We start from the raw sequence: 25582 nt of genomic DNA on the forward strand, positions 1-25582 counted from the left end.
CCCAGGCCGGCGGCACTCCGCCCGGGGTGAGGAGACAGATCATGGAGGTGGGCCGCGAAATCGTGGTCCGCGTGGCGGGGCTGCCCGCCGCCGTGCTCGCCGACCTGCGCCTGCCGCACACCGCCGAGCTCGTCACGCACCTGTCCGCTGAGCGGCGGCGGCTCGCCGCCGAGGCGTCCGCGCTGTCCTGCGAGCTGTTCGACCTGATCGGCACCGCCGGCTCCGCCCGCGCCGCGCTGGTGGGCCTGCGGCGCGCGCTCGCCCCCGGGCACCGCCCCCCGTCGCCGCGGCTGATCGGGCTGTGCCCCCTGCCCGCCCCGCTGGCCGAGCGGGTCACCGCCTGGGTGCGGGCCCGGCACGACTGGGAGGACCGGCGCCGCGACCTTGCCGGCACGCTGGACAAGGAGCGCGCCGACGCGCTCGACCGCGTACGCGCCGCCTGCGCCGCCCCGGCGTTCCGGCGGGGTCTGGCGTTGTCCGGCGGTGAGCTGACCGGCACGCTGGAGCGCTGGCTCGCCGACCCCGGCCGCGCGCCCCGGCAGGGGAAGGTGCTCCGCCTGGTCAAGTACCTGACACGCGCCGCGGCCAAGACCAGCCCGTACGGCTCCTTCATGGTCAGCGCGCTGGCGGGGCGGCCCGGCGACGGCCCTGCCGTCCCGGAGCTGCTCACCGTGGCCGAGCCGCCGGGGGCGTTCCTCGACGCCGTCGGCGACGCGCTGCTCGCCGGCCTGGCACTGGCCGGCCAGGTGCCGCTGCGCCCCAACCCCAGCCTGACGCGGACCGCCCAGGGGCTGCTGTTCGTCCGGACCGTCCGCGCGGCGGCGGGAGAGCAGGCCGGGCCGAAGGAGGAGATCGCCACCGCCGGGCGTGCCGCCGCGCTGGAGCTGTGCCTGCGGCACGCCGAGACCCGGCCCACCGCGCCGCGGCTGGCGGAGCTGCTGGCCGAGGCAGGGGCGGATCCGGGCGAGGCGGCCGCGTTCGTCGACCGGCTGGTGGCGGCGCAGCTCCTGCTGCCGTGTCCGCCGGTCCACGACGACGAGCCCGACCCGTTCGGCGCCTGGGCCCGCCAGGTGTGCGCACCGGAGCTGCGCGAGCTTGCGGCCGCGTCGCGGCCCGTGGCCGCCACCGTGGACTCGCCCGGCCGGCGCCGCGCCAGGATCGCCGCGGCCGCCGCCGCCGTGGCGGACCGGCTCGGCATCGACCCGCCCGCCGATCCCGCGCACGAGCACGACGTCAGCACCGGACGTCCGGCGCCGCCACCGCTGCCCGCGGGCGTGCTCGCCGACCTGGACGCGGTCCGGCGCTGGCTCGCCGTGTTCGACTGGAAGGTGCCCGTCCGGGTGGGGGTCGGCGCGTTCTGCCGCGAACGTTTCGGCTCAGGGTCCCGCACGCCCTTCCTGGAGGCGTGCCGGGCGGCGACGGCGGCGCTGCCGCACCTGTTCGGCCCCGCCGCGATGCCGTGGTTCCTCGACCTGACCGGTGACGGTCGCCTGCGTGAGCTGGACCGTCTCCGGACGCGCGCCCGCGATCTCGCCCGCTCCGGCGTCCTCGAGCGGCGGCAGGTGCTGGCTGACACGGCCGACTGGCCCGCCTGGCTGACCTGGCCCGCCTCCACCGGTTTCTACCTGCAGACCCTGCCCGGTGGGGTGGTGCTGAACGCGGTGCATGCCGGGCACGGCCGCGCGGCGGGCCGCGTCCACCACCTCCTCGCCCGGGCGGGCGCCGCGACGCCGCGCCCGCCCCGCTCCGGCCTGCCGCGTGCCGAGTTCGGCGGCAGGTTCGGCTCCGCGCTCAACACCCGCACGCCGAGCACGCTGTACGAGATCGATCACCCCGGCGCGACGTCCGGCCGCGACCCCCGGCACCGTGTCCCGCTCGGCACACTCATGGTCGTGCACGACCCGGACACCGACCTGGTCCACCTGCACAGCGACCGGCTCGGCCGCGTCGAACCGGTGCACCTCGGCATGATGGGCGAGCTGGGGCTGCCGGCCGTGGCCGGTTTCCTCGAACGCGCCTTCGCGCCCACCTACCTGTTCCACCCGAGCGCGCCGCCGTTCATCGCGCTGCGTGACCTGGCCGGCGCCCCCTCTGCGCGGCGCTTCCCCAGGGTGAGCGTCGGCGACGTGGTGCTGCAACGTGCCCGCTGGACGGTGCCCGCCGGCCTGCTGCCCACGCGTACCGGGGTGGACGGTGACCACCTGCTCGCGCTGGCCGAGTGGCGGCATGCGCACGGTATCCCCGAGCGGTGCTTCGTGCGCGGCTGGAAGCCGGGCGCAGCGCTGGGCAAGGCGCGCAAGCCGCTCTACGTCGACTTCGCCTCCTGGCATCTGGTCGCCCTGTTCGAACGGGAGGCGCGAACCAACGCCGCCCTCGTCATCGACGAGGCCCTGCCGGACCCGCTGGCCGACGGCTCGCCCGCGCACGTCACCGAGTACCACGTCGAGATCGGCGACCGGGGGAGCGAGCAATGACCGAACGGCCCGGCTGGTTCGCGGCGCACGTGCACTACCGCGGCGACCTCGACGCGCTGCTGCGCGACGCGGTCGCGCCGCTGGTGCGCGCGCTCGCCGCCGACTTCTTCTTCCTGCGCTACTGGGACGGGGGCAGCCACCTGCGGCTGCGGCTGCGCGGCGCGGACCAGGTCGCGGTCGCCCGGCACCTGGACGCCTACCTCGCCGCCCACCCCGCGCCGGAGACCACCTCCCAGGAGGAGTATGCCCGCGTCGCCCCGGTGCTGGCCGCCCGCGAGGGCATGACGGGCCACCTGACGACGCTGCGGCCGAACAACACCGTGGAGTTCGCGGCGTACCGGCCGGAGACCGCGAAGTACGGCACCGGCGACGCGCTGCGCGCCGTCGAACGGCACTTCGTCGAGTCCAGCCGGTACGCGCTTGACGTCCTTGACCGCCGCCCGACCGGCAACCAACGCGAGCTCGCAGTGCTCGGCGTCCTGCTGCTCGCCTGGTACGCCGCCCGCCCACTCGATGAGCCGCCTGGTGAGCCGGTCGATGCCGAGCTGATCGGCGCGGTCGAGGCGCTGTGCCGGGGCTGGCGCGGCGGCCGGGACCTGCCTGAGGGGCGCGTGGCGGAGGAGTACGGCCGGGTGCGGGAGCGCGTGGCCGGGCTGGCCGGCGCGCTGCGTGACCTCGTTCCTGACCCGGACGCGCCCGGCAGCAGCCTGCGCGCGTGGGCGGCGACGTTCGACCGACTCGCCGCCGCGCTGGCCCCGCCCGACCGGCTGCGGGTGCTCGACATGTGCGCGCACCTGGCGGCCAACCGGCTGGGCGTGTCCATGGCGGCCGAGGTGCGGCTGCGGCTGCTCGCCGCGCGGGCCCTGCGCGAGGTCGCGCCCGTGGGGAGGCGATGATGAGCTGGCGACGCGTCGACGTGGCCTACCACGATCCAGACCTCGACGGGCTGATCCTGGCCACCCGGCCGCTGCTGGCCGGGACGCCCGGCCGCGGCTGGTTCCAGCGGCACTGGGTCCGCGGACCGCACCTGGAGCTGTGGTTCGACGCCGCGCAGCCGTCGTGGGAGCGGGTCCGCGACCTGCTGGAGCCCTGGCTGCACGTCCACCCGTCGCGCGCCCGGATCGACCGGGACCGGCTGCTGGCGCAGCACCGGCACCTCGCCGCCGCCGAGTGGATCGACGAGCCCCTGCTGCCGTTCTACGCCGACAACACGCTGCACCGGGCGGCTCCGCGCTCCCGCGCACACGTGCTCGGAGGTCCGGCCGCCGAGGAGCTGTTCCACGACTTCCACACCGCCGCCAGCGCCGCGGCCTACGATGAGCTCGACGCCGTGCGGGCGGGAGAGTCGCGGCTGGTGACGGCATTGGAACTGATGGTCGCCGCCGCGCACGCGCACGCCGAGGGCGGAGTCCGCGGCGGATTCGTGTCGTTCCGCTCGCACGCGGAGGCGTTCCTGGCGAGCGCGCCCGGCCTGCGCGAGCGCTGGGACACCGAGTACGCCGCCCGGGCGGGGGCGCTGCGGGCGCGGATCACCTCGGTGGTCGCCGGAACGCCGCGCGGCCGGGCGTGGGCCGGGCTGCTCGACCGGTTCGCGGGCCGCGGCGACGAGCTGATCGCCTCCGGCGCGCTGCTGGTCGAGCCCGTCGGGCCGGACGCGGTCGCCCGGCCCGACACCGCCTTTCACCGGGCGCTGCGCGGCAACCGCACCTGGCACGAGGAGGTGCTGCGCTCGGCGCCGTTCCGCCGCTACCGGCTGCTGCTGAACCTGACGTACCTGCAGCTGTCCCGGCTCGGGGTGAACGCCGTGCAGCGGGCGCTGCTGTGCCACTTCGCCGCGTCGGCGGTCGAGCAGGAGTACGGGGTGTCCGCCATCGAGATCGCCATGGGAGGCGCGTGATGTCAGTACAGGTCGAGCCCGCGGTGACGCACCGGTGGGCACTGCGGCCCGGCGTCTACCGGGCCACCGCGCCAGGCGGCGATCTCATGCTCGCCGCCTGGCCGCACGCCACGCCGCTCGGCCGGGCCACCCCCGAGCTGCTGGCCCTGCTGGACGGCCTGGCCGCCGGAGCGCTGCCGCTGAACGAGCCCGGCGACCTCGCGCCCGCCATCGAGCTGCTGCGCGCGGGCGGCTGGCTGCGCAAGACGGTGGCGTACGCGGGACGCGACCTCTACACCGTCACCCCCGTCGCCGCCCCCGCCGACGCGCCGCCACCGCCGCAGGACGAACCGGCGCTGTCGCGGTTCGCGCTGCTGCGCAACACCGCCGACGGGCTGGTGCTGGAGATGCCCGGCTCCTGGTGCGACGTCCACGTGCACGACCCGGCGGTGGCCGCGCTGCTCGCCGACCCGTCCGGCGACGGCGGCCTGCCCGCCGAGGCCGCCGCCGCGCTGCGCGCCGACCTGGCCGCCGCCGGCATGCTGGCGGAGCGGGATGAGCCGTTCGAGCGGCGGCAGTGGAGCACCCACGAGCTGTGGTTCCATGAACGCAGCCGGCTCGGGAACCGGGGCTGGTTCGGCGCGCACTTCGGCGGCACGTTCTGGGCCCGCGGCCGGCACGACCCGCCGCCCGCGCGGCCGTCCCCCTACCCCGGCCCGGCCGTCGAGCTGGCCCGGCCGGACCTCGCGGCGCTGCGGCGCACCGACCCCACGCTCACCGCCGTGCTGGAGGACCGCGAAAGCGTCCGCGACCACGACGACGACGATCCGATCAGCGCTGAGCAACTCGGCGAGCTGCTCTACCGGTGCGCACGGGTGCGGCTGCTGCGTAACCTGGAGGGCTTCGAGTACGCCGGCAAGCCGTACCCCGCCGGTGGCTCGGCGTACGAGCTGGAGGTGTACCCGGTCGTGCGGCTGGCCCGCGGCCTCGACCCCGGCATGTACCACTACGACGCGCACGACCATCGGCTGCGCCAGGTCCGGCCCGCCGGCCACCCGGCGGTGCGCAGGATGCTGAAGGTCGCCACGGAGTCGTCCGCCGCCAAGGCGCCGCCCCAGGTCCTGCTGGTGATCAGCGCGAGAGTCGGCCGGATTCTGTGGAAGTACGAGGCGATGGGGTACGCACTCATGCTCAAGCACGTCGGCGTGCTGCAACAGACGCTGTACGCGGTCGCCACCGCCATGGACCTGGCCCCGTGCGCGCTCGGCAGCGGGGACGATCTCGCCTTCACCGCCGCCACCGGCCGGGACCGGCTGGTGGAGTGCGCGGTCGGCGAGTTCATGGTCGGCAGCCGCAGGAAGGAGCCCGCGGCATGGGAGCTCTGAACCTCCTCCTGCGCCCCGACGCGCACTACGCCGAGGTCGACGGCGGCGTCTACGTGCTGAGCCACCAGGGCGAGACCTTCATCTCGGGCGCCTCGGTGCACCGGTGGCTCGACCGCCTCGCGCCGCTGCTCGACGGCACCCGCACGCTCGACCAGCTCACCGCCGGCCTGCCCGCCGACCGCGCCGGGTTCGTGGCCAGACTGGTCAGCACGCTCACCGAACTCGGCCTGGTGCGCGAGGTCGGGCCGACCGTGCCGGACACGCTCACCGACACCGAACGCGCCGAGCACCGTGCCCTGCTGGCCTACCTGGGCTACTTCCACGACTCGCCCGGTCGCGTCCTCGAGGACGTGCGCGACACCCCGATCGCGATCGTGGGGTCCGGTCCGCTGGCCGCCGCGGTGGGCCGCGCCTGCGCCGCCGCCGGGCTGCGCCGGGTGGAGATCGGCGAGGAGGCGGGCTCGGCCCGGGTGGTCGTTCACGTGGCCGAGCGCGCCGAGCCCGAACGGGCGGCGCAGCTGGAACGGCGGTGCGCCGCCGACGGGGTGCTGCTCGCGCAGGTCATGCCGGGGCCGGACGGCATCTGGTGGCAGCCCGCGGCCCGCGGCAGCTGCTGGGCGAGCGCGTGGCGCCGCCACCGGGCGCTCACGGGCGTGGATCGGACGGGCACGCCGCTCGATCCGGTAGCGGTCGCGGTGGTGGCCGGCCAGGTGGCGCACGACGTCTTCCGCGTCCTCGCCGGGCTGCGCGAGGAGGCGCCGCCCCGGTTGGTGGTGCTCGATCCGCGGACGCTGGCGAGCACTGCGCACCCGGTGGTGGCGCACCCGTTCGAGCTGCCCGCCGCACCGCTGGACGAGGCGGCGTTCCTCAACCGGGTCGCCGCGCTGCGGGCGGCGCCCGCGCTGAGCGAGGCGGAGTTCTCCCGGCGGGCCAAGCGGCTCATGGACTCGACGGTCGGGCTGTTCGCCGAGATCGACGAGGGCGACCTCGCGCAGTTGCCGCTGCACGTCACGGCGACCACGGTGGCCGACCCGTGCGGGCTGATCGGCTCCGCGCCGCGGCCCGCGGTCACCGGCGCGGGGCTCACGTTCGAGGAGGCCCGCTACCGCGCGGCGCGCGCCGCCCTCGCCCTGGCCGGCACTCTCGCGCTCGACCGGCGGAGGCTGGTCGACGGCCGGGTGTGGGCGTACGACCTCGCGGACGGGGCCGCCCGTCTGGTTCCGGCCGACGAGGTCTTCGCAAGCACGGCGGGCGGGAGCACGGCGGGCGTGCCGCTTGGTGCGGCGGCAGCCTACTCGTGGGCTGAGGCGGTCGCGGAGGGCCTGGTCGCGCAGGCCGCCGCGCTCACTCTCGCCGGCGCCGGGCACGCCGGCGAGCCGTACGGACGGGCGGACCTCGCCGGGGCGCCTGCGTACCTCCTCGCCATGGTGGGGGCGCTCGGCGAGGAACTGACCGTGCACGACGTCACCGGGCCGCTGGGCGTGCCGGTCGTGGTGGGGACGCTGTCCGGCGGGGCGACCGCCTGCGGCGCGGGCATGACCACGGACGCCGCCGTCACCGCGTGCCTGCGCGACCTGCTGCTGCTGCGCCAGGCCGAGATCAACGACCAGCCCGTCTACGCCCCACCATCTGACAGGCCCTTGCCCGGGCACCTGCGCGGGAACCACCCGGCGCCCACCGTGCCCGGCACGGACGCCGACCGGCTGGCGGCCCGCCTGGCCGAGCGGGGGCACCGCCCGCTGGCGGTGCCGCTGGACCACGACCAGGCTGTGCACGCGATCCTGCCCTTCGCCGTCCGAGTGGTGTGCCGATGATCCGCCTGCCCGACCACGGCGAGCTTGCCGTGCCGATCGGCGACGGGCCGGTGCTGCCGCTGCGCACCGAAGTCCGCCGGGTGGTCATCGGCCCGCTGGAGCGGCCCGGCGTGCCCGGATGCCGGGCCTGCGTGCGCATCCGGGCGGCGCGGGTCCAGCCCGACGCCCGCAAGGCCGAGGCCGTACGCGCCCGGCACGCCCCCGAGCCCAGCCAGTGGCTCACCCCGCTCGCCATCGACCTGGTGCGCGTCCTGGTCGCGAGCGAGACCGCCGCGCTGGTGGCCGACGCCGACGCCCGCACCGCGGGCGCCGTGCTGGAGATCGACCTCGCCACGCTGGAGATCAGCAGGCACCGGTTCCTGCCCGACCCGCTCTGCCCGCGCTGCGGCGGCCTGCCGCCGGACGGCCCGGCCGAGCTGACTCTGCGGCCCCGCCGCAAGCTCGGCGGCAGTCCCCGGACCCGGCCGGTCGAGCTGGACGCGCTGCTGGAGACGTACGTGGACGGCCGGGTCGGGATGATCCGGCCGCTGAAGTCGGGCGTGCAGGGCGGACTGACGGTGGCCAGCGCCATGCTGCCGATCCGCGCAGGCGACGGCCTGGAACCGGGGGTCGGCCGTACCCGCAGCTACACCGCAAGCAGGCTGGTCGCCGTGCTGGAGGCGCTGGAGCGCTACGGCGGCGTCAGCCCCGGCGGCCGCCGCACCAGCGTCACCGCCGCGTATCGCGACATCTCCGGCCACGCCGTCCATCCCGACACCTTCGGCACACACCCCGAGGAGAACTACGACCGGCCCGGCTTCGCCTTCCGGCGCTTCACCGAGGACACCGTGTGCCGGTGGGTGTGGGGCTACTCCTTCGCCAAGGCCCAGCCCGTGCTGGTGCCGGAGAACCAGGTCTACTACTACGCCAGGCACCTGCCGGATGGCGAGCAGCCATTCGTCTTCGAGGTCTCCAACGGCTGCGCGCTCGGCTCGTGCCTGGAGGAGGCGATCCTGCACGGCCTGCTGGAGGTGGTCGAGCGGGACGCGTTCCTGCTCACCTGGCACGCCCGGCGGGAGGTCCCGGTGCTGGACCTCGCGCTGGCGAGCGACCCGGTCCTGCCCATGCAGGCCGCCGCGATCACCGCCGAGACCGGGCACCGGGTGCTGTGCTTCGACACCACCGCCGAGCACGGCATCCCCAGCGTGTGGGCGATGGCCGTGGACGTCGAGCACCGGTCGGACCGGCCCGCCACCGCCCATGCCGCCGGCGCGGCGCTCACGCTGGAGCAGGCCGCCATGAACGCGCTGAGCGAGCTCGGCCCGCTGCTGGCCGACGTGATCCGCCGCTACCCCGAGGAGCGGGAACGGGCCGAGGCCATGGTCCGCGACCCCGAGCAGGTCGCAACCATGCACGACCACTCGCTGCTCTACGCGGTTCCCGCCGCGGCCGAACGGCTGTCGTTCCTCACCGGCCGCGCCGACGGCCCGCGGACCGGCTTCGGCCCGGCCCGGTTCACCGGCGACGACCTCACCGCCGACCTGCGGGCCATGATCGACGCGTTGATCGCCGCCGGGATGGACGTGGTGGTCGTCGACCAGACCACGCCGGAGCACCTGGCGGGCGGGTTCCGCTGCGTGAAGGTGCTGGTGCCCGGCGCGCTGCCGATGACGTTCGGCCACCAGTACCGGCGGCTGGACAACCTGCCGCGGCTGGCGGCCGCGCGCACCACCGACCCGCACCCGTTCCCGTGAGCGGGCGCCTGGACAGCGGAAAGGAGCCGCCGTGTACGTGGTGATCGTCGCGTTCGACCTGAAGGAGTCCTCCGCCGACTTCGCCGAGCTGCGCGCCTGGGTGCGGGGCCGGGCCGCGGACGACTACTCCCGGCTGCCGGGGATGCGCTTCAAGGCGTGGTTCTCCGACGAGCGCAAACGGCTCTGGGGCGCGGTGTACCTGGTGGAGTCGATGTCGTCGTTCGACCGGGACAACCTCCCGCTGCTGCCCGACGGCAGGACCGGGCCGGTCGGCACCCGGCCGACGTCGATCATGGTGCTGGAGCTGGAGGCGTTCGTCACCGGGCCGGACGGCCTGGACGGGATCGAGGCGCTCGCCCGGCAGGGGCTGAGCATGGCGGGAGGCGGCCATGACCACTGAGGCGACGACTGCGGTGACCACTCGTGCGACCGCCGGAGCGCTGTCCCTGCCGGCGCGTGGCACGGACCGGCCGCTGCTGCTCTACGTCAACATCCCGTTCTGCAACTCCAAATGTCACTTCTGCGACTGGGTGGTGGACGTGCCCGTCTCCGACCTGCGGCTTGCCCCCGCGGCGCCGCGCCGGGTCGACTACCTGGCCGCGCTGTGCACCCAGATCCGCACGCACGCCCCCGCCTTGCGGGCCGCCGGTTACCGCGGTGAGGTCATGTACTGGGGCGGCGGCACCGCCACCGTCCTCACCGCGGCGGAGATCGAGCAGGTCCACGCCTGCCTCGCGGCCGAGTTCGACCTGAAGGCGCTGGCCGAGGCGACGATCGAGGGCAGCCCCGAGTCGGTGGACCTGGCCAAGCTGAGGCTGCTGCGGGACCTCGGCTTCGACCGGGTGAGTCTCGGCGTGCAGTCGTTCGACGAGACCAGGCTGCGCCGCATCGGCCGCGCCCACTCCGCGGGCCAGGCCGTGCGCAGCGTCGAGGACGCGCACGCGGCGGGCTTCGACAACATCAACATCGACCTGATCGTGGGCTTCCCCGACCAGTCGCTCGCCGAGGTGGAGCAGACCGTGCGGCGCGCCCTCTACCTGCCGGTCAACCACTTCTCGGTCTACTCCTACCGAGCGACCGAGGGCACGGTGATGCGCAGGCAGATCGAACGCAGCGGCACGGCCATCGAGCTGGAGCACCAGCTCCGGTCGTACCGGCTGGCGGGTGACATGCTCTCGGCGGCGGGACATCCCGAGTACGCGGTCTCCTACTTCGGCGCGCCGCGCTGCCTCGCCGACGAGGCGTACTACCGGCTCAGCATGGACTGGATCGGCTTCGGCACGGGCGCCAACTCGCTGATCAACCAGCGCTACCTGCTCAACGGCCGCGGCCGGATGCGTGACTTCACGAGCAGGCCGGCCGAGTTCGAGGTGGACCTGCCGGCCGGGGTGCCGTCACTCACCGTGCAGTGGCTGCCCAGGGCGCTGGGCACCACCGAGGGCATCGACGCGGCGACCTTCCAGCGTCGCACCGGCACGTCCCTGCGTGCGGCCTGCGAGGAACCCGAGCTGAACGCGTTCCTCACCCGCGTGAACGAGTTCGGCCGGCTCGTCGTGGACCGCGACGGCATCCGCCTGGCCGACGAGGACCGCTCGGACGTGCTGTCGCGCACGTTCGCCGCGATGGGCTGGGTGTCCTGACGTGGAGGCGATGCGCACGCTGCTCGCGGCCGCCGACCTGGTCACGCCGATGGCGCTGCGGGTGGCGGCGACGCTGCGGCTCGCCGACCACCTGGCCGCCGGCACGACCGGCGCCGCCGAGCTCGCCGCAGCCGCCGGGGCCGACGAGGCGGCGCTGACCCGGTTGCTGCGCTACCTGGTCGCGCGCGGCGTCTTCGCCGAGCCCGCGCCCGGTGAGTTCGGCCTCAACCCCACCGCCGAACTGCTGCGCGGCGGCCGCCCGGACCGGCTGCGCGACTGGCTCGACCTCACCGGGCCGATCGGCCGCGCCGACCTGGCGTTCGGGTCGCTGCTGGACGTCGTACGCACCGGCAAGCCTGGTTACCCGATGACCCACGGCCGGGGCTTCTGGGACGACCTCGCCGCCGAGCCTGCGCTCGCCACCGCGTACGACACCCTGATGGGCGGCAAGCGCCAGTGGGCCGCGACCACGCTCGCCGCCTTGGACTGGAGCCGCTCCCGGCACGTCGTGGATGTCGGCGGAGGCAACGGCACATTGCTGTCGTGCGTGCTGGCCGCGCACCCGCACCTGCGCGGCACCGTGGTGGACCGGCCCACCTCCGCGGAGGCCGCCGGAGCAGTACTGGCCTCGGCCGGGGTGGCGGACCGTGGCGAGTTTCGCGCGGGCGACTTCTTCGAGCCGCTGCCGGTACACGGCGCCGACACGTACCTGCTCAGCTCGATCCTGCACGACTGGGACGACGCCGCGGCGACGGCGATCCTGCGCCGCTGCGCGGAGGCCGCCGCGCCGGGCGGGCGGGTGCTGCTCTGCGAGCTGGTGGCCATGGCCGGGCCGGACCGGCGGACGGTGACGCACATGGATCTGTGCATGCTCGTGTACTTCGGCGGCCGGGAGCGCACCGCCGCCGACTTCGCCGCGCTGGCCGGGGCGGCCGGGCTGGAGCCGCGCTCGGTTACGCCGCTCCCGCCCCACGGCTGGGGCAACGCCCTCGTCGAGTACGCGGTCCCCGCCGCCCGCTGACCGGAAAGGACCCCTGCCGACGGTCAGCGCGGCGCGGCTCCGTGATCGCGGGCGACGGGCGGGCACCACAGACCCTGATCGGCGCGATCCCGCTCAGGGCGCGGTCCCTCGCCCGGGCATGGGACATGAGTACGGGTCGCGCCCTCCTGGAATCCGCACGACGAGCTGGAGCGCTGGTCCCACTCGACCGGAATCGCCGTGGGAGGTGTGGGCACTTCCCGGCGAGCCCCTGTCCGGCGATGTCGCGGAGCTTGTCCGTGCCACGATCCTCGACGTACTGGACGGCTTGGGACGGGACGGATCGGTGCGGTGGAGGTCGGAGCTGTGTTACGGGCGGGGGCCCGGGTCGCGGGAGCGGCGGGAGGCGGCGCGCAGCACCAGCCAGATCGTGACGCCGACCAGCGCCTGCCACAGCAGCAGCGCCACGGCTCCCCACGTCCATCCGGCGCCGGTCGGCCAGCCGGCGCCTGCCATGTCCCCGCCCATGCCCTTTCCTCCCCGCCCAAGCCTGGCGGCGAGGAAGGGGGCGCGGTATGGACGAACGTCCCGCCTCAGCGGGACCTCCGGCACCAGGGCGTCAGGAGTGGGGCTCCCAGACCGGGCGGATCTCGATGCCGGCGCCCAGCGGGCAGCGACGCGCGATCTCCTCGGCCTCGTCCAGGTCGGCGCACTCCACCAGGTAGAAGCCGGCGAGGTCCTGCGGCAGCGGCAGGAACGGCCCTTCGGCCGCGACCGCGCCCTCCCCCGAGGGGCGCAGCGCCCGCGCCTCGCGTCCCGGCCGCAGCGCCTCACCGGAGAAGACGACGCCGAGGTCGCGCAGGTACTGGGCGAACGCGGCGTGCTCGGCCAGCGCCGCCCGCAGTTCCTCGTCGGTGACGGACTCCCAGTAGCCCTCGGGGTCGTACAGCAGCAGCGCGAACCTCATTCACCGGCCTCCTCTGGCCCTACGCCCCGCCCCCAAGGCCGCCAGGGGGCGGGGCGCAGGACACCGCGAAGGCACGGCGCAGGGCCGGGCAGCCGAGCTGCCCGGCCCGCCATCGGTGGCGTGCCGCTCGCCATCCCCCCGATGTGGCGGCGGCCCCCGGAGCCGCGTCCGCCCTGGCGGGCGGGACGGCGGCCTGCGTCACACGTACCCCGGCGGACGTCAGCGGCCGCCCCGCGCCCGGTGATGGCACGGCAAAGACCACGGCGGGCGGTCAGCGCACTTCGTGAAGGATGTCCTGTTCGAGGACGGTGTCGAGGGCGAGCTCCCGGTAGCCGGCCGTGTCGAACAGGACGGTCAGGCGGTCCTCGTCCCTGCGGATCACCTCGCCGCGCCCCCAGGAGGCGTGCTCCACGGTGCTGTGCACGGGGAACGGCCCGTGCGCGGGCGCCTGGCCGGGCAGCCCGGCCCGGCAGTTGTCGCAGTTGCCGCACGGTTCGGGCAGTTCCTCGCCGAAGTACGCCAGCATGAACACCCGGCGGCAGTCCTCGGTCTCGGCGTAGCGGCGCATCATCTCGACGCGCGTGCGTTCGACGTTGCGGTACTCCTCGGCCAGGCGCCGCGCCCGCTCCGCCGCGGCGCGCACGCGCGGGTCGCCGTGCCGGGGCGGCCCCGCCCCGGGGTGGGCGGGCGGCTCGGCGGGCGGCAGGGGCAGCGCCGTGACCCTGCGGGTGCCGAGGCGTACGGCGCCGACGCGTTCGAGCAGGTTGAGCAGCGCGGTGACGCGGCGCGGCGACAGTCCGGCGTCGGCCGCCAGGGTGCGCCTGTCGGTGCCGTCCCCGCTCTCGCGCACGGCGGCGAGCACCCGCTCCAGGTCGTCGGCGCCGGGCGCCCCGCCGGTGAAGAAGCGCTGCAGCCGCAGGTCCTCGGGCCGGTAGAAGAGCGCGGCGACGGCGGGTTCGCCGTCCCTGCCCGCCCTGCCGATCTCCTGGTAGTACGCGTCCAGCGACCCCGGCACGTCCGCGTGGACGACCCACCTGACGTCGGGCTTGTCGATCCCCATGCCGAACGCGCTGGTGGCGGTGACGGCGTCGAGCTCGCCCGCCATGAAGGCGCGCTGCACCCGCTCGCGCTCGCGGCGCGCCATCCCCCCGTGGTAGCCCTCGGCCCGCAGTCCCGACGTCTCCAGCAGGGCGGCGTACTCGCCGGTCTCGCGCCTGGTGGCGACGTAGACGATCCCGGGACCGTCCCTGGACGAGGACGCGGACCCGCCTCTGGAGGCGACCCACGCCGCGACGGCGTCCTCCTTGTCGTCGCCGGCGCGGCGTACCTCCAGGGCGATGTTGGGCCGGTCGAAGCCGCGTACCACCTCGACCGGGTCACGCATGCCGAGCCTCGCGACGATCTCGGCCCGGACGGGCGGCGTGGCCGTGGCGGTGAGCGCCGCGACGACCGGGTGCCCGAGCGCCTCGATCACGGCGCCGAGCCGCAGGTAGTCGGGCCGGAAGTCGTGGCCCCAGGCCGAGACGCAGTGCGCCTCGTCCACGACGAACAGCGACGGGCGGGCGGCCTTCAGCTCGTCCATGACGTCGGGGCGGGCCAGCTGTTCTGGGGCGCAGAACAGGAACTCCGCCTCGCCCGCGCGCAGCGCCTCGAAGGACGCGGACCTCTGCCCGGCCGACTCGCCCGCGTCGACGCTCACGGCCTCCTCGTCCCTGTGGCGCAGGCTCAGCACCTGGTCGCGCTGGAGGGCGATCAGCGGGGAGACGACCAGGGTCGGCCCCGGCAGCAGGAAGGCGGGCACCTGGTAGACGGCGGACTTGCCGCCTCCTGACGGCATCACGGCCAGCGTGTCGCGGCCCTCGGTGAGCGCCGTCATGGCGGTGAGCTGCCCGGGGCGCAGCTCGACGAAGCCCAGGCGCTCACGGGCCGCCGCCCGGACGCGGTCGCGCCACGCGGCCTCGTCGTCCGTCATGACCGCCTCCTGCCCGCCGGGCCGGGCCGCATGCCGCGCCGACCGGAGTCGGGCCGCGCGTCCGCCCGCATCGACTTCGCAGAGCATCCACGCGAACGCGTTCGGTAGCCGTACTCTCTCAGCGCACAGGCAAGGTCAGCAACCCTGAACGGGAGAGTGCATGCACACACCCACGCCCCGGCCCGGCCACCGCTCAGCCGGGCGCCTCGTCACTCGCGCCGCGAGAGCCGCGACGGGCGCCGCCGCAGCCGCCGGGCTGCTGCTCGCCGCGGCCGGCCCCGCCCACGCCGCGACCACCAGGGCGTACACCACCCCCGGCACCTACACCTTCGCCGTCCCCCAGGGCGTCTCCCAGGTCAGAGTGGTCCTGACCGGGGCCGGAGGAGCCGGCGGCAGCGGCATGAAAGACGTCGCCGTGCCCTCGGGCGGGGGTGGCGGCGGGGGTGGCGCCACCTCGGCGTGCACCCTGGCCGTCCGCCCTGGCGACACCCTGACGATCACGGTCGGCGTCCGAGGGGTGGGCAAGTCCGTCGGCTTCGGTGGCGCGGGATCGAACTCCACCGTCAGCTACCCCGGCGCCGGGGGCGCGAGCGCCGAGGGCGGCCACGGCGGCGGGGCGGAAGGCGGCGCCGGAGTCTACGGGGCCACCTGGTGCGCCGGCTCCGACGGCCGCCTCTCCTTCGGCCAGTCCGGCACCAACGGCAGCCCCCCGTTGAGCCCGCGACTCACCTATGGGGTCGGGGGCGCTCCCGGGGCCGGGGTGCACGGTGCCTGCCCGGCCGGGACCGGCGCCGGCGGGCATGGGGGAGCCGGCCCGACTCTCGCCGGCCCTGGCGGAAACGGCTGCGTCGTCCTCACGTACTGACACCGGACGGCACCACACCCGGCTCCATCGATCTGTCGCGCCACCATGGGCGCCGGCGCGCGTCCCGGCCGTGCGCGACCACGCCCGCGAGCCCGAGCCGGGCGGCGCGGGGCGGTCAGTGGGCGGAGGTCAGGAAGGCGACCGCGTCGACGTCGCCGAGCTGCGCGGGGTCGAGGGGGAAGTAGCCGGGCCCGGAGTCGGCGCGGGCGCGCACGCCGGGGTGAGCGGCGAGGGCGCCCGCCAGCGCCTCGGCAGGGAAGAACGCCGGGAACGGCGCCAGTCCGGACGCGGCGTCGGCCAGCACCGCCTGGAGGCTGCCGGGGCCGGCCCGGCCCGCGGGCTCGCCCTCGACGTCGCCCGCGTCGGCCGCGACGACGGCGTACCCGTCGCCCAGCGACTCGGCGGCGAGCGCGCCCGCGCTCCACCAGCGCAGCTCCATGCCCGCGAGCTCCCAGGACGACTGCCCCCGGTGCAGGTGGTGGTTGTGGGCGAAGACCAGGCAGGGTCCCCTGCGGGCCTGCGCGCGGGCGATCGCCACGAGGTTCTCGGCCATCATGAGGTCGCGCAGCCCCAGCATGGACGACACCCTGCCGGGCGCGGACGACGCCATCGCCGCGTGGTAGCGCAGCAGCCCGCGGGCGGTCCGCGCGGCCGTGAGCGCCCGTTCGTACGCGGTGCGGGTGCCGGCGGCCCGCAGCCGCGGCGCCTCGGCCTCGAACAGCGCCACCAGGTCGTCGGCGGCCAGCCGCAGCGCGCGGGCCTCGGCCGTGTCGCCGACCGACAGGGACGGGTCGGTGAGCGCCCGCGGGTCGGTCCAGCGGGCGTCGTCGCCGAGCAGGGCGTCGAGCGCGGCGGCGTCGTGGGTGACGCGCCCGGCGCCGAGGTGCGCGGCCAGGTACGCGTGGGCGGCCAGCAGGGAGGCGCGCGGCCCGGCGGCGCCGGTCATCTCCAGCGGCGCGTCGAAGCCGTGGAAGCGCACCTGGTCGTCCGGGTCGCGGCGGGCGTTGTGGTCGCGCAGCCAGGTGACGAGCTCCCGGTTGGCCGGCGAGGCGCCGAAGCCGTGGCTGAACCCGGTGGCGAGGACGTCGTCCAGGTCTCCCTCGCCGGTGGTGACGTGGTCGTCGACGGCGGTCGCGGCCAGGCAGTCGCTCTCCAGGGCCACGGACCGGAAGCCGTGGCGCTCGACGAGGTGCGCCAGCAGCTCGTTGCGCAGCCGCGGGAACGCCTCCACGCCGTGCGTCGGCTCGCCGAGCGCGAGCAGGGCGGGCGGCCGTTCACGCGCGGCGAGCAGCCGGTCGAGGGCCGGGCCCGGCCGCGCGTTCGGGCCGCCGGGTGGGCCGGCCGTGCGGTCGCCGCCGGCGGGCAGCGCGACCTCGCGGACGGCCGCCAGGAGGGACGCGGTCTGGACGGGCATGGGAAGCCCTCCTCTCGGGACGCGGGAACCTGCCTTCGACCGTATCCTTGAACTGTATGTTGAGACCTGTGGGCCGTTCCGCAAGGGAAGGCCCGCGCGAACCCTCAAAGCAGAGGACATGGCACGACGATCCCTGCGGCCCACCGACCTGGCCCGTGAGCACGGGCTGTCCACCCAGGCCGTCCGCAACTACGAGGACGACGGCATCCTGCCTCCCGCCGGACGCAGCGACGCCGGGTACCGGCAGTACTCCGAGGTCCACGCCCAGGCCCTGCGCGCCTTCCTCGCCCTGCGCCGCGGCTTCGGCCACGGCACGGCGGCGGCGGTCATGCGCGCCGCGCACCGGGGCGACGAGGAGAGCGTGTTCCGTCTCATCGACCGGGCGCACGCCGACCTGCTGCGTGAGCGCGACACGCTCGACGAGGTGGCGACGGCGCTCGACGCGCTGGCGGCCGCCCCCGCCGCCGGCGACGGCCGGCGCGGGCCGCTCACCATCGGCGCGCTGGCCCACCAGGTGGGGATGCATCCGGCGTCGCTCCGCAAGTGGGAGAAGGCCGGCATCCTGCGGCCGCAGCGCGACCGCGCCACCGGCTACCGGCTCTACCCGCCGGACGCGGTGCGCGACGCGCAGATGGCCCGCCACCTGCGGCGCGGCGGCTACCTGCTGCCCCAGATCAGGGTCTTCATCGAGCAGTTGCACGCAGCGGGCGGCACGGCCGACCTGCGGGAGATGCTCCACGCCTGGCGGGCCAGGCTGCGGCACAGGAGCCGGGCCATGCTGGCCGCGGGACGCCACCTCGACGCCTACCTCGACCTGGTGGCGCGGGCCGGGCCGCCCCCGCCGGAGCCCGGCGGGGGCGGATGAGCTACCGGTCCGGTTCGCCCGCGGGCAGCGGGGCGGGCGGCTCCTGGCGGGACCGCGTGACGGCCCAGCTCGCGCCGACCGCGACCGCGAGGATCGCGGCGACCACCGCCAGCGACAGCCCGGTCGGGATCTTGTAGACGTCCAGGAGCAGCATCTTGACCCCGACCCAGACCAGCACCAGGGACAGGCCCAGCTTCAGGTAGACGAAGCGGTGCATCAGCCCGGCCAGCAGGAAGTACATCGCGCGCAGGCCGAGGATGGCGAAGGCGTTGGAGGTGAAGACGAGGAACGGCTCGGACGTCACCGCGAAGACCGCCGGGATGGAGTCGACGGCGAACACGATGTCCGACACCTCGACGACGACGAGCACGGCCAGCAGCGGCGTGGCCGCCCACCGGCCCGCCTGCCGCACGGTGAACGCGCTGCCGTGGTAGTCGCCGGTCACCGGCATCAGGCGGCGCAGCAGCCGCAGCGAGGCGCTGCGCGAGGGGTCGAACTCCGCGTCCTTGTGCAGCGCCATCCGGACGCCGGTGAGCACGAGGAACGCGCCGAAGACGTACAGGATCCAGGCGAAGCTCGCGATCAGCACCGACCCGGCGGCGATGAAGACGCCGCGGAAGACCAGCGCGCCGAGCACGCCGTAGAACAGCACGCGGTGCTGGTAGCGGGCGGGCACCGCGAAGTGGGAGAAGATCACCGCGATGACGAAGACGTTGTCGACGGCGAGGGACTTCTCGATGAGGTAGCCCGCGTAGTACTGCCCGGCGTACTCGCCGCCCGCCCACCACCAGACGACGGCGCCGAAGGCCAGGCCGAGCGTCACCCAGACGCCCGACCAGAGCGCGGCCTCCCGCATGCCGATGGCGTGGGCGCGGCGATGGGCGAACAGGTCGACGGCGAGCATGGCGACGATGACGCCCAGCACTGCCGGCAGGGCCCACCAGGGAACGGTCAAGGATCTCCCTCCGGTCCGTGAAACGACCGGAGGTCTCCCCGCCGCCCCCGCGGGGACGGCGCCAGGACCGGGCGGGCCACGATGCCTGCCGTACTGACGACCCTGGCGGGATGGGTACTCCCCTCCGCGCCCTCCATCATACGAAGTACACTTCGTATGTCAAACACCGATTTTTCGTGAAAGGGCAGGATTGACCAGCGACGGCGATCATCCCGGGCGGCACTCCTGGACGTTCCTCAGCAACCACGCGCACGTCCTGGCCTGCCTCGACCGCGACCCCGACGCCACCATGCGCGAGGTCGCCGCCCAGGTCGGCATCACCCTGCGCGGCGTGCAGGCCATCGTCGCCGACCTCGCCCGCGAGGGTTACGTACACGTGGAGCGCCAGGGCCGCCGCAACCACTACACGGTGCTGCGCGACCGGCCGCTGCGGCACCCGCTCGAACGCCACGCCAGCGTGGGCGGCCTGCTGGGCGCCCTGCGGCCCGAGCAGGCGGCACACCGGGCTGACGTGGGGTGATGCGCTAGCCTCGTGGCGATCACGAGCTGAAGGAGCGCACTTTCATGATCTTCATCACCGCCAAGTTCCGTGTGCGGCCCGAGCACGCCGACCGGTGGCCCGAGATCACCGCCGAGTTCACTGCGGCGACCCGCGCGGAGCCGGGCTGCCTGTGGTTCGACTGGTCGCGCAGCCTGGAAGACCCGGCCGAGTACGTGCTGGTCGAGGCGTTCCGCGACGACGCGGCCGGGGCGGCGCACGTCGGGTCCGAGCACTTCGCCGAGGCCAGGCGGACGCTGCCGCAGTACCTGGTGGAGACGCCGCGCATCGTCAACATGACCGTCCCGCAGGACGACTGGTCGGAGCTGGGCGAGATGGCCGTGACCGCCGGGTAGCGGGCGACCGGCTGGGAGGTATGTCGGGTTTCGCCGTCGGATGGGTATTAACGGCCACGATGCGACAATCCCGTGCGCATCATCCGTACAGGGGGGAAACCATGGCAGACACCAAGAAGAAACCCGCCGCCAAGTCCGCCAAGTCCAAGAAGCAGGCGATCAAGGAGAACCGCCAGGCGAAGGACATGAAGAAGGACACCACCAGGAAGACGGACGAGGCGTAGTCCCATGACGGCCGGGCAGCCGGGGGCGCGGTCCCCCGGCTGCCCGCGCACGTTCGGGAGGTGCTGATATGTCGGGCTACCTCCGCTTTCCATCCATATTTCAGGACGTGGTGGTCTTCGCCGCTGAAGACGACCTCTGGATGGTCTCCGCCCGGGGCGGCCGGGCCTTCCGCCTGACCGCCGGCGTGGCGGAGGCAGGCTACCCGCGCATCTCGCCGCGGGGCGACCACATCGCCTTCGTCGGCCGCGAGGAGGGCCCGGAAGAGGTGTACGTCATGCCGTCGGGCGGCGGCGCGGCGCGCCGCGTCACCTTCCACGGCGCCCGCTGCACCGTCACAGGCTGGGACCCCGAAGGCCGCATCCTGTACGCCAGCGACCAGTCCCAGCCGTTCGAGGGCCGCAAGTGGCTGCACCGGGTGGCGCCGGGCGGCGTGCCGGAACGGCTGCCGTACGGCCCCGCCAACTCCATCGCGTACGGGCCGCACCACATGATCGTGCTGGGCCGCAACACCGCCGACCCGGCCCGCTGGAAGCGCTACCGCGGCGGCACCGTCGGCGACCTGTGGATCGACGGGGACGGCTCGGGCGAGTTCCGCCGCCTCATCAGGCTGCCGGGCAACCTGGCGGCGCCCTGCTGGAGCGGCGGGCGCGTCTGCTTCCTGTCGGACCACGAGGGCGTCGGCAACGTCTACTCCTGCACGCCCACCGGCGACGACCTGCGCAGGCACACCCACCACGACGACTACTACGCGCGCAACCTGTCCGGCGACGGCCACCGGCTCGTCTACCACGCGGGCGCCGACCTGTACCTGCTCGACCCGGTCGAGTCCGGCGAGCCGCCGCGCCGTCTGGACGTGCGCCTGGCCAGCTCCAGGACGCAGCTGAACCGCAGGTTCGTCGACGCCGCCGACTACCTCGACAGCGCCCGGCTGAGCCCCGACGGCAGCGCCCTGGCGGTGACGGCCCGCGGCAAGGCGTACGCGATGGCGGGCTGGGAGGGCCCCGTCCACCAGCACGGCGCGCAGGACGGCGTCCGCTACCGGTTCCTGACCTGGCTCAACGACGGGGAGCGGCTCGTCGCGGCGGCCAGCGACGAGGGCGACGAGGAGGAGAAGATCGTCCTGCTCGACGGCCGCGCGCAGCCCGACGGCCACGGCGGCGCCGAGGTGGCCCGGCTGGGCCGGGTCGACGAGCTGGCGCCCGACCCGGCGCACGACCGGGTGGCCGTCGTCAACCACCGCGACGAGCTGCACCTGCTCGACCTCGCGACGGGCGACTCGACGCTGGTCGAGTCGAGCCCGTACGGGCCGCCCGCCGATCCCGCCTGGTCGCCGGACGGCGAGTGGCTGGCCTACGCCTGCCCGCTGAACCCGCAGACCACCGCCATCAGGCTCTACCACCCCGCGAGCGGCCGCCGGGCGGACGCGACCGAGCCGGTGCTGGAGGACTCGCGTCCCGCGTTCGACCCGGAGGGCCGCTACCTGTACTTCATCGGGCAGCGCTGCTTCTCCCCCGTCTACGACCAGCTCCAGTTCGAGCTGGGCTTCCCGCTCGGCACCCGCCTCTACGCGGTGGCGCTGCGCGCCGACGTGCCCGACCCGTTCGTGCCGCGGCGCCGCCCCCTGGAGGAGGACAAGGAGGACGAGGAGAGCGGCGGCGAGGAGCGGGTGCGCGTGGACCTGGAGGGGCTGGCCCGCCGCGTCACCGCCTTCCCCCTGCCCGAGGGCCGCTACGAGCGGGTCGCCGGGCTGAAGGGCAAGGTGCTCGTCATGACCAGCCCGCTGGAGGGCGACAACACGCTGCACCTGTTCGACGTGGCCAAGGGCAGGAGCGAGACGTTCGCCGAGGGCGTCACCGACTTCGAGCTCGGCCGCGACCACCGGACCCTGCTCTACCGGGCGGGCGACCGGCTGCGCGTGGTCAAGGCCGGCGAGGTGCCCGGCCACGACGACGACGCGCCGGGCCGCGAGAGCGGCTGGATCGACCTGTCGCGGATCAAGGTGTCGGTCTGCCCGGAGGCCGAGTGGCGGCAGATGTTCCGCGAGGCGTGGCGGCTGCAGCTGGAGAACTTCTGGACCGAGGACATGGCCGGCGTCGACTGGCCCGCCGTCTACGCCCGCTACCGCCCGCTCGTGGACCGGGTGAGCACCCGGGGCGAGTTCTCCGACCTGCTGTGGGAGCTGCACGGCGAGCTGGCCACCAGCCACGCGTACGAGAGCGGCGGCGAGTACCGGCCGGGACCCGACTACAGCCAGGGCAAGCTGGGCGTGGACTGGGACTACCGCGACGGCGTCTACCGCATCCGCGCCATCGTCACCGGCGACCCGTGGGACCCGGAGGCGACGTCCCCGCTCAACCGGCTCGGCCTGGACGTGCGGCGCGGCGACGAGGTGCTCGCCATCAACGGCGCCCCGATCGGCGAGCGGGCCACGCCGAACGAGCGCCTGGTGAACCAGGCGGGCGAGGAGGTGGAGCTGACGCTGCGGCGCGGCGAGCGCGTCTTCGCGGTGACGGTGCGGGCGATCGGCGACGAGCGGCCGGCCCGCTACCGCGACTGGGTGAACCTCAACCGCGCCCTGTGCCACCACCGCTCGGGGGGCCGCGTCGGCTACCTGCACGTCCCTGACATGGGGGCGGAGGGCTTCGGCGAGTTCCACCGGGGCTTCCTCGCCGAGTACGACCGGCAGGCGCTCGTCGTGGACGTGCGCTTCAACGGCGGCGGGCACGTCTCGGCGCTGCTGCTGGAGAAGCTGTCCAGGCGGCGGCTCGGCTACGACTACCCGCGCCGGGGCGCGCCCGAGCCGTACCCGCAGGAGTCGCCGCGCGGCCCGCTGGTGGCGATCGCCAACGAGTGGGCGGGCTCGGACGGCGACATCTTCAGCCACACCTTCAAGCTGCTCGGGCTGGGCCCGCTTGTGGGCAGGCGCACCTGGGGCGGCGTGATCGGCATCTGGCCGCGCCACCGCCTGTCGGACGGCACGGTCACCACGCAGCCGGAGTTCTCGTTCGCCTTCGACGACGTCGGCTGGCAGGTGGAGAACTACGGCACCGACCCGGACATCGAGGTGGACATCACGCCGCAGGACTACGCGGCCGGGGTGGACACGCAGCTCGAACGCGCCATCGACGTCGCACTCGACCTACTTGCCCGAAATCCCCCGCATACCCCTGATCCAACGCATCGCCCCCGTATGCAACCTTAGGTTGCCGAACAGCGTCTAATGATCAGAGGCGGGGATAGCACACGGGGAACAGACGGTGCTCTCCGCCGCGTCGAACGACGGGCCGGTGGCGAGGGACGCCCTCGCCACCGGCTGTGTGTTGTGACCGCTTCCGACCTGAGGGGGAACGCTCAAGTGCGCGCACTCGCACGCAAGGGCAAGTCGGCGGCACGCCGGCTGTACAGGGGATACACGCGGCGCCGCGCGGAGAAGGCGCCGCCGCCGTCGATCCGCCAGGTACGCATCCTGCTGCTGCACGCCAACGGCATGGGCGGGACGATCAGGACCGTGTTCAACCTGGCGAGCTACCTGGCCAGGGACCACGACGTGGAGATCGTGTCCATCCTGAAGGAGGCCGAGGAGCCGTTCTTCCCGATCGACCCGCGCGTACGGTTCCGCTTCCTCGACGACCGGCTCAACCCCGGCCCCGACCCGCTGCGCGCGATGCTGTCGAAGCTGCCCAGCCGGCTGATCCCCAAGGAGGAGTCGGCCTACCACCGCTTCAACCTGTGGACCGACCTGAAGCTCGCCCGCTACATCCGCTCGCTCGACACCGGCGTCCTCATGGCCACCCGCCCGGGGCTGAACCTGGCCATGGCCCAGTTAGCCCTCCCCAGCGTGATCACCGTCGGGCAGGAGCACGTCGCGCTGCGCACGCAGCCCGAGCCGATCCAGGCGCTCATCAAGTGGCGCTACCGCCGCTTCGACGCCCTCGTCACCCTCACCAAGGCCGACCTGCGCGACTACCGCAACACGCTGCCCAAGAAGCCGAGACGGCTGGCGCGCATCCCGAACGCGGTGCCGCCGATGACCGGCGGCCTGGCCGACCTCGACGCGAAGGTCGTCGTCGCCGTGGGCAGGATGACCAGGATCAAGGGCTTCCACCGGCTCATCGCCGCCTGGCAGACGGTCGCCGAGTCGCACCCCGACTGGACGCTGCGCATCTACGGCGCCGGCCCGCAGGAGGAGAACCTCGCCCAGCAGGTCGCCGAGCTGGGCCTGCAGGGCAAGGTCGAGCTGCCCGGCCCCACCTCGGACGTCGGCGCCGCCCTGGAGCAGGCGTCGATCTTCGTGCTCAGCTCCCGGCACGAGGGCTTCCCCATGACGATCCTGGAGGCCATGGCCAAGAGGATGGCCATCGTCAGCTTCAACAGCCCGCACGGCCCCAAGGAGATGATCACCGACGAGGTGGACGGGCTGCTGGTCAAGCCGCGCACGAACGCCAACCTCGCCGCCGCGATCATCCGCGTCATCGAGGACGGCGAGCTGCGCCGCAGGCTCGCGGCGAACGCGCTCGACACCGCCCGCACCTACGACGTGGACGCCGTCGGCGCGCAGTGGGACGCGCTGCTGGAGGAGCTGCTGGCGCGCCGCGACGGCACGTACGTCAGGCCCCAGACCCCGTCGGCTCCGCCGGCTCTGCTGTGACGTCGGCCAGGACGCCGTCGCGGTAGGCGGTGACCGGCAGGGGCCGCCCGCGGCGCCCCTGCCCGCCCGGTGCGGGCGCGCCGCGCCGGGCGGCGTGTCAGAGCCGGCGATGGCGGGAATTCTCTAGACAACTCACGCCAAGCCCCCATGGAGGCGTGCTTTGACCACGAAGGCCGCCATCGCGCTCCTGACCGGAGCCGTCATCGTCGTCTCCCTCGCCGGCAACGCCACCACGACGCCGGTCACCGCGGCGACCCCGCTGAGCAACGCCGGCGGCACCCGGCCGGGCCTGGCTCCCATCAGATCCGACGCCGACAGAGCCGCGGCACGCGCCCTCATCAGGCGGTTACGCGTCAAGGACCGCGGCCCGAACACCGGCTACGACCGGCTCAACTACGGCGACAACTGGGCCGACACCGCTCCCGGCGTGCCGTACGCGCGCAACGGCTGCCGGACCCGCGACGACCTGCTGGCCCGCGACGGCCGCGGCGTCAGGTACCGGGCGGGCTCCAGGTGCGAGGTCGTCGAGATGGAGCTGGACGACCCCTACACCGGCACCACGATCGCCTGGAGCAAGAAGCACGCCGACGAGGTGCAGGTGGACCACGTCGTCCCGCTGAACTACGCCTGGCGGATGGGCGCGCCGCGCTGGCCGATGTCCAAGCGGCTCGACTTCGCCAACGACCCGCTCAACCTGCTGCCCGTGCAGGGCGCGGCCAACGAGGAGAAGGACGCCTCGGGCCCCGCCGGCTGGCTGCCGCCGCTCCGTGGCGTGCGCTGCGCGTACGTCACCCGCTTCGCGCAGGTGGCGCTCAAGTACGACGTGCCGGTGACCGGGCCGGACAAGCGGACGATGCTCGCCCAGTGCCGCTGACG

General features: G+C 74.6%; 22 protein-coding genes. 17 read left to right on the top strand and 5 right to left on the bottom strand.

The features are described from left to right. Window positions 1-41: 41 nt before the first annotated feature. The 9 genes from BMX74_RS18555 to BMX74_RS18595 are packed head-to-tail and all read left to right on the top strand — an operon-like array spanning window position 42 to window position 11943. Window positions 42-2474: a lantibiotic dehydratase gene (locus BMX74_RS18555; protein ID WP_091101767.1), complete on the top strand. Its 2433-nt coding sequence runs from the start codon at window positions 42-44 to the stop codon at window positions 2472-2474. Next, window positions 2471-3370 carry a lantibiotic dehydratase C-terminal domain-containing protein gene (locus BMX74_RS18560; RefSeq protein ID WP_055501098.1) on the top strand — a complete coding sequence of 300 codons (900 nt, stop codon included), beginning with the start codon at window positions 2471-2473 and terminating at the stop codon, window positions 3368-3370. Before BMX74_RS18555 ends, BMX74_RS18560 begins: the two co-directional genes overlap by 4 nt. Beyond that, the gene (locus BMX74_RS18565) at window positions 3370-4371 is read left to right on the top strand and encodes a thiopeptide maturation pyridine synthase (protein WP_055501097.1); all 1002 of its coding nucleotides are present in this window, start codon (window positions 3370-3372) and stop codon (window positions 4369-4371) included. The genes BMX74_RS18560 and BMX74_RS18565 overlap by 1 nt, the downstream gene beginning before the upstream one ends. After that, window positions 4371-5735, top strand: coding sequence for a SagB family peptide dehydrogenase (locus BMX74_RS18570; protein ID WP_091101769.1), 1365 nt, complete (start codon window positions 4371-4373; stop codon window positions 5733-5735). Before BMX74_RS18565 ends, BMX74_RS18570 begins: the two co-directional genes overlap by 1 nt. Beyond that, a complete protein-coding gene (locus BMX74_RS18575; RefSeq protein WP_091101770.1) occupies window positions 5723-7549 on the top strand; it encodes a hypothetical protein in 1827 nt (608 codons plus the stop codon). The genes BMX74_RS18570 and BMX74_RS18575 overlap by 13 nt, the downstream gene beginning before the upstream one ends. Further along, on the top strand, window positions 7546-9282 hold the full coding sequence (locus BMX74_RS18580; RefSeq protein WP_091101773.1) for a TOMM precursor leader peptide-binding protein: 1737 nt from the start codon (window positions 7546-7548) through the stop codon (window positions 9280-9282). The genes BMX74_RS18575 and BMX74_RS18580 overlap by 4 nt, the downstream gene beginning before the upstream one ends. A 31-nt stretch (window positions 9283-9313) precedes the next feature. Continuing rightward, entirely contained in the window at window positions 9314-9682 is a 369-nt protein-coding gene (locus BMX74_RS18585; protein WP_091101775.1) for a hypothetical protein, read from the top strand. Continuing rightward, window positions 9672-10922 carry a coproporphyrinogen-III oxidase family protein gene (locus BMX74_RS18590; protein WP_082534570.1) on the top strand — a complete coding sequence of 417 codons (1251 nt, stop codon included), beginning with the start codon at window positions 9672-9674 and terminating at the stop codon, window positions 10920-10922. Before BMX74_RS18585 ends, BMX74_RS18590 begins: the two co-directional genes overlap by 11 nt. A gap of 10 nt (window positions 10923-10932) precedes the next feature. After that, window positions 10933-11943, top strand: coding sequence for a methyltransferase (locus BMX74_RS18595; RefSeq protein ID WP_055503736.1), 1011 nt, complete (start codon window positions 10933-10935; stop codon window positions 11941-11943). Window positions 11944-12270: 327 nt separating this feature from the next. Here the strand turns inward: BMX74_RS18595 and BMX74_RS44180 are convergent, their stop codons facing one another. From BMX74_RS44180 to BMX74_RS18605, 3 genes are all read right to left on the bottom strand, one after another. After that, window positions 12271-12429 carry a hypothetical protein gene (locus BMX74_RS44180; RefSeq protein ID WP_176573251.1) on the bottom strand — a complete coding sequence of 53 codons (159 nt, stop codon included), beginning with the start codon at window positions 12427-12429 and terminating at the stop codon, window positions 12271-12273. Window positions 12430-12520: 91 nt separating this feature from the next. Continuing rightward, window positions 12521-12868, bottom strand: coding sequence for a YciI family protein (locus BMX74_RS18600; RefSeq protein WP_055501091.1), 348 nt, complete (start codon window positions 12866-12868; stop codon window positions 12521-12523). A gap of 271 nt (window positions 12869-13139) precedes the next feature. Beyond that, entirely contained in the window at window positions 13140-14840 is a 1701-nt protein-coding gene (locus BMX74_RS18605; protein WP_091101777.1) for a RecQ family ATP-dependent DNA helicase, read from the bottom strand. A gap of 160 nt (window positions 14841-15000) precedes the next feature. Here BMX74_RS18605 and BMX74_RS18610 point away from each other — a divergent pair, with 160 nt between their 5' ends. Next, window positions 15001-15705, top strand: coding sequence for a glycine-rich domain-containing protein (locus BMX74_RS18610; protein WP_091101780.1), 705 nt, complete (start codon window positions 15001-15003; stop codon window positions 15703-15705). A 115-nt stretch (window positions 15706-15820) separates the two neighbouring features. Here the strand turns inward: BMX74_RS18610 and BMX74_RS18615 are convergent, their stop codons facing one another. Then, window positions 15821-17119 carry an erythromycin esterase family protein gene (locus BMX74_RS18615; protein ID WP_091101783.1) on the bottom strand — a complete coding sequence of 433 codons (1299 nt, stop codon included), beginning with the start codon at window positions 17117-17119 and terminating at the stop codon, window positions 15821-15823. Between the two features lie 118 nt (window positions 17120-17237). On the opposite strand from BMX74_RS18615, the gene BMX74_RS18620 reads away from it, so the two are divergent. After that, window positions 17238-17984: a MerR family transcriptional regulator gene (locus tag BMX74_RS18620; RefSeq protein WP_177227417.1), complete on the top strand. Its 747-nt coding sequence runs from the start codon at window positions 17238-17240 to the stop codon at window positions 17982-17984. A 1-nt stretch (window position 17985) separates the two neighbouring features. Here BMX74_RS18620 and BMX74_RS18625 read toward each other — a convergent pair whose 3' ends face one another. Next, entirely contained in the window at window positions 17986-18939 is a 954-nt protein-coding gene (locus tag BMX74_RS18625) for a TerC family protein (RefSeq protein ID WP_091101785.1), read from the bottom strand. Window positions 18940-19129: 190 nt separating this feature from the next. Here BMX74_RS18625 and BMX74_RS18630 point away from each other — a divergent pair, with 190 nt between their 5' ends. From BMX74_RS18630 to BMX74_RS18650, 6 genes are all read left to right on the top strand, one after another. Beyond that, window positions 19130-19459, top strand: a complete 330-nt coding sequence (locus BMX74_RS18630; RefSeq protein ID WP_218153994.1) for a helix-turn-helix transcriptional regulator — start codon at window positions 19130-19132, stop codon at window positions 19457-19459. Window positions 19460-19503: 44 nt separating this feature from the next. After that, window positions 19504-19833: a putative quinol monooxygenase gene (locus BMX74_RS18635; protein ID WP_055501086.1), complete on the top strand. Its 330-nt coding sequence runs from the start codon at window positions 19504-19506 to the stop codon at window positions 19831-19833. A gap of 101 nt (window positions 19834-19934) precedes the next feature. Beyond that, window positions 19935-20057 (top strand): hypothetical protein, encoded by a 123-nt coding sequence (locus BMX74_RS45695; protein ID WP_256257016.1) that lies wholly within the window; start codon window positions 19935-19937, stop codon window positions 20055-20057. Window positions 20058-20125: 68 nt separating this feature from the next. Further along, window positions 20126-23260, top strand: coding sequence for a S41 family peptidase (locus BMX74_RS18640; protein WP_091101788.1), 3135 nt, complete (start codon window positions 20126-20128; stop codon window positions 23258-23260). 153 nt (window positions 23261-23413) lie between these two features. Then, window positions 23414-24706, top strand: coding sequence for a glycosyltransferase family 4 protein (locus BMX74_RS18645; RefSeq protein WP_091101789.1), 1293 nt, complete (start codon window positions 23414-23416; stop codon window positions 24704-24706). A gap of 160 nt (window positions 24707-24866) precedes the next feature. Further along, complete coding sequence (locus BMX74_RS18650) at window positions 24867-25580, top strand: HNH endonuclease family protein (RefSeq protein ID WP_055501083.1); 714 nt, start codon at window positions 24867-24869, stop codon at window positions 25578-25580. Window positions 25581-25582: the final 2 nt, after the last annotated feature.

This window comes from Nonomuraea pusilla (assembly GCF_900109355.1).
In the GTDB taxonomy this organism is placed as follows: Bacteria; Actinomycetota; Actinomycetes; order Streptosporangiales; family Streptosporangiaceae; genus Nonomuraea; species Nonomuraea pusilla.

Bases quoted from the DNA above. Each gene is read 5' to 3' on its own strand.
- BMX74_RS18570 (WP_091101769.1), top strand. From the start codon at position 4,371: ATGTCAGTACAGGTCGAGCCCGCGGTGACGCACCGGTGGGCACTGCGG.
- BMX74_RS18605 (WP_091101777.1), bottom strand. From the start codon at position 14,840: ATGACGGACGACGAGGCCGCGTGGCGCGACCGCGTCCGGGCGGCGGCC.
- BMX74_RS18640 (WP_091101788.1), top strand. From the start codon at position 20,126: ATGTCGGGCTACCTCCGCTTTCCATCCATATTTCAGGACGTGGTGGTC.
- BMX74_RS18615 (WP_091101783.1), bottom strand. From the start codon at position 17,119: ATGCCCGTCCAGACCGCGTCCCTCCTGGCGGCCGTCCGCGAGGTCGCG.
- BMX74_RS18590 (WP_082534570.1), top strand. From the start codon at position 9,672: ATGACCACTGAGGCGACGACTGCGGTGACCACTCGTGCGACCGCCGGA.
- BMX74_RS18600 (WP_055501091.1), bottom strand. From the start codon at position 12,868: ATGAGGTTCGCGCTGCTGCTGTACGACCCCGAGGGCTACTGGGAGTCC.
- BMX74_RS18555 (WP_091101767.1), top strand. From the start codon at position 42: ATGGAGGTGGGCCGCGAAATCGTGGTCCGCGTGGCGGGGCTGCCCGCC.
- BMX74_RS18560 (WP_055501098.1), top strand. From the start codon at position 2,471: ATGACCGAACGGCCCGGCTGGTTCGCGGCGCACGTGCACTACCGCGGC.
- BMX74_RS18635 (WP_055501086.1), top strand. From the start codon at position 19,504: ATGATCTTCATCACCGCCAAGTTCCGTGTGCGGCCCGAGCACGCCGAC.
- BMX74_RS18610 (WP_091101780.1), top strand. From the start codon at position 15,001: ATGCACACACCCACGCCCCGGCCCGGCCACCGCTCAGCCGGGCGCCTC.
- BMX74_RS18575 (WP_091101770.1), top strand. From the start codon at position 5,723: ATGGGAGCTCTGAACCTCCTCCTGCGCCCCGACGCGCACTACGCCGAG.
- BMX74_RS18595 (WP_055503736.1), top strand. From the start codon at position 10,933: ATGCGCACGCTGCTCGCGGCCGCCGACCTGGTCACGCCGATGGCGCTG.
- BMX74_RS44180 (WP_176573251.1), bottom strand. From the start codon at position 12,429: ATGGGCGGGGACATGGCAGGCGCCGGCTGGCCGACCGGCGCCGGATGG.
- BMX74_RS18620 (WP_177227417.1), top strand. From the start codon at position 17,238: ATGGCACGACGATCCCTGCGGCCCACCGACCTGGCCCGTGAGCACGGG.
- BMX74_RS18565 (WP_055501097.1), top strand. From the start codon at position 3,370: ATGAGCTGGCGACGCGTCGACGTGGCCTACCACGATCCAGACCTCGAC.
- BMX74_RS45695 (WP_256257016.1), top strand. From the start codon at position 19,935: ATGGCAGACACCAAGAAGAAACCCGCCGCCAAGTCCGCCAAGTCCAAG.
- BMX74_RS18580 (WP_091101773.1), top strand. From the start codon at position 7,546: ATGATCCGCCTGCCCGACCACGGCGAGCTTGCCGTGCCGATCGGCGAC.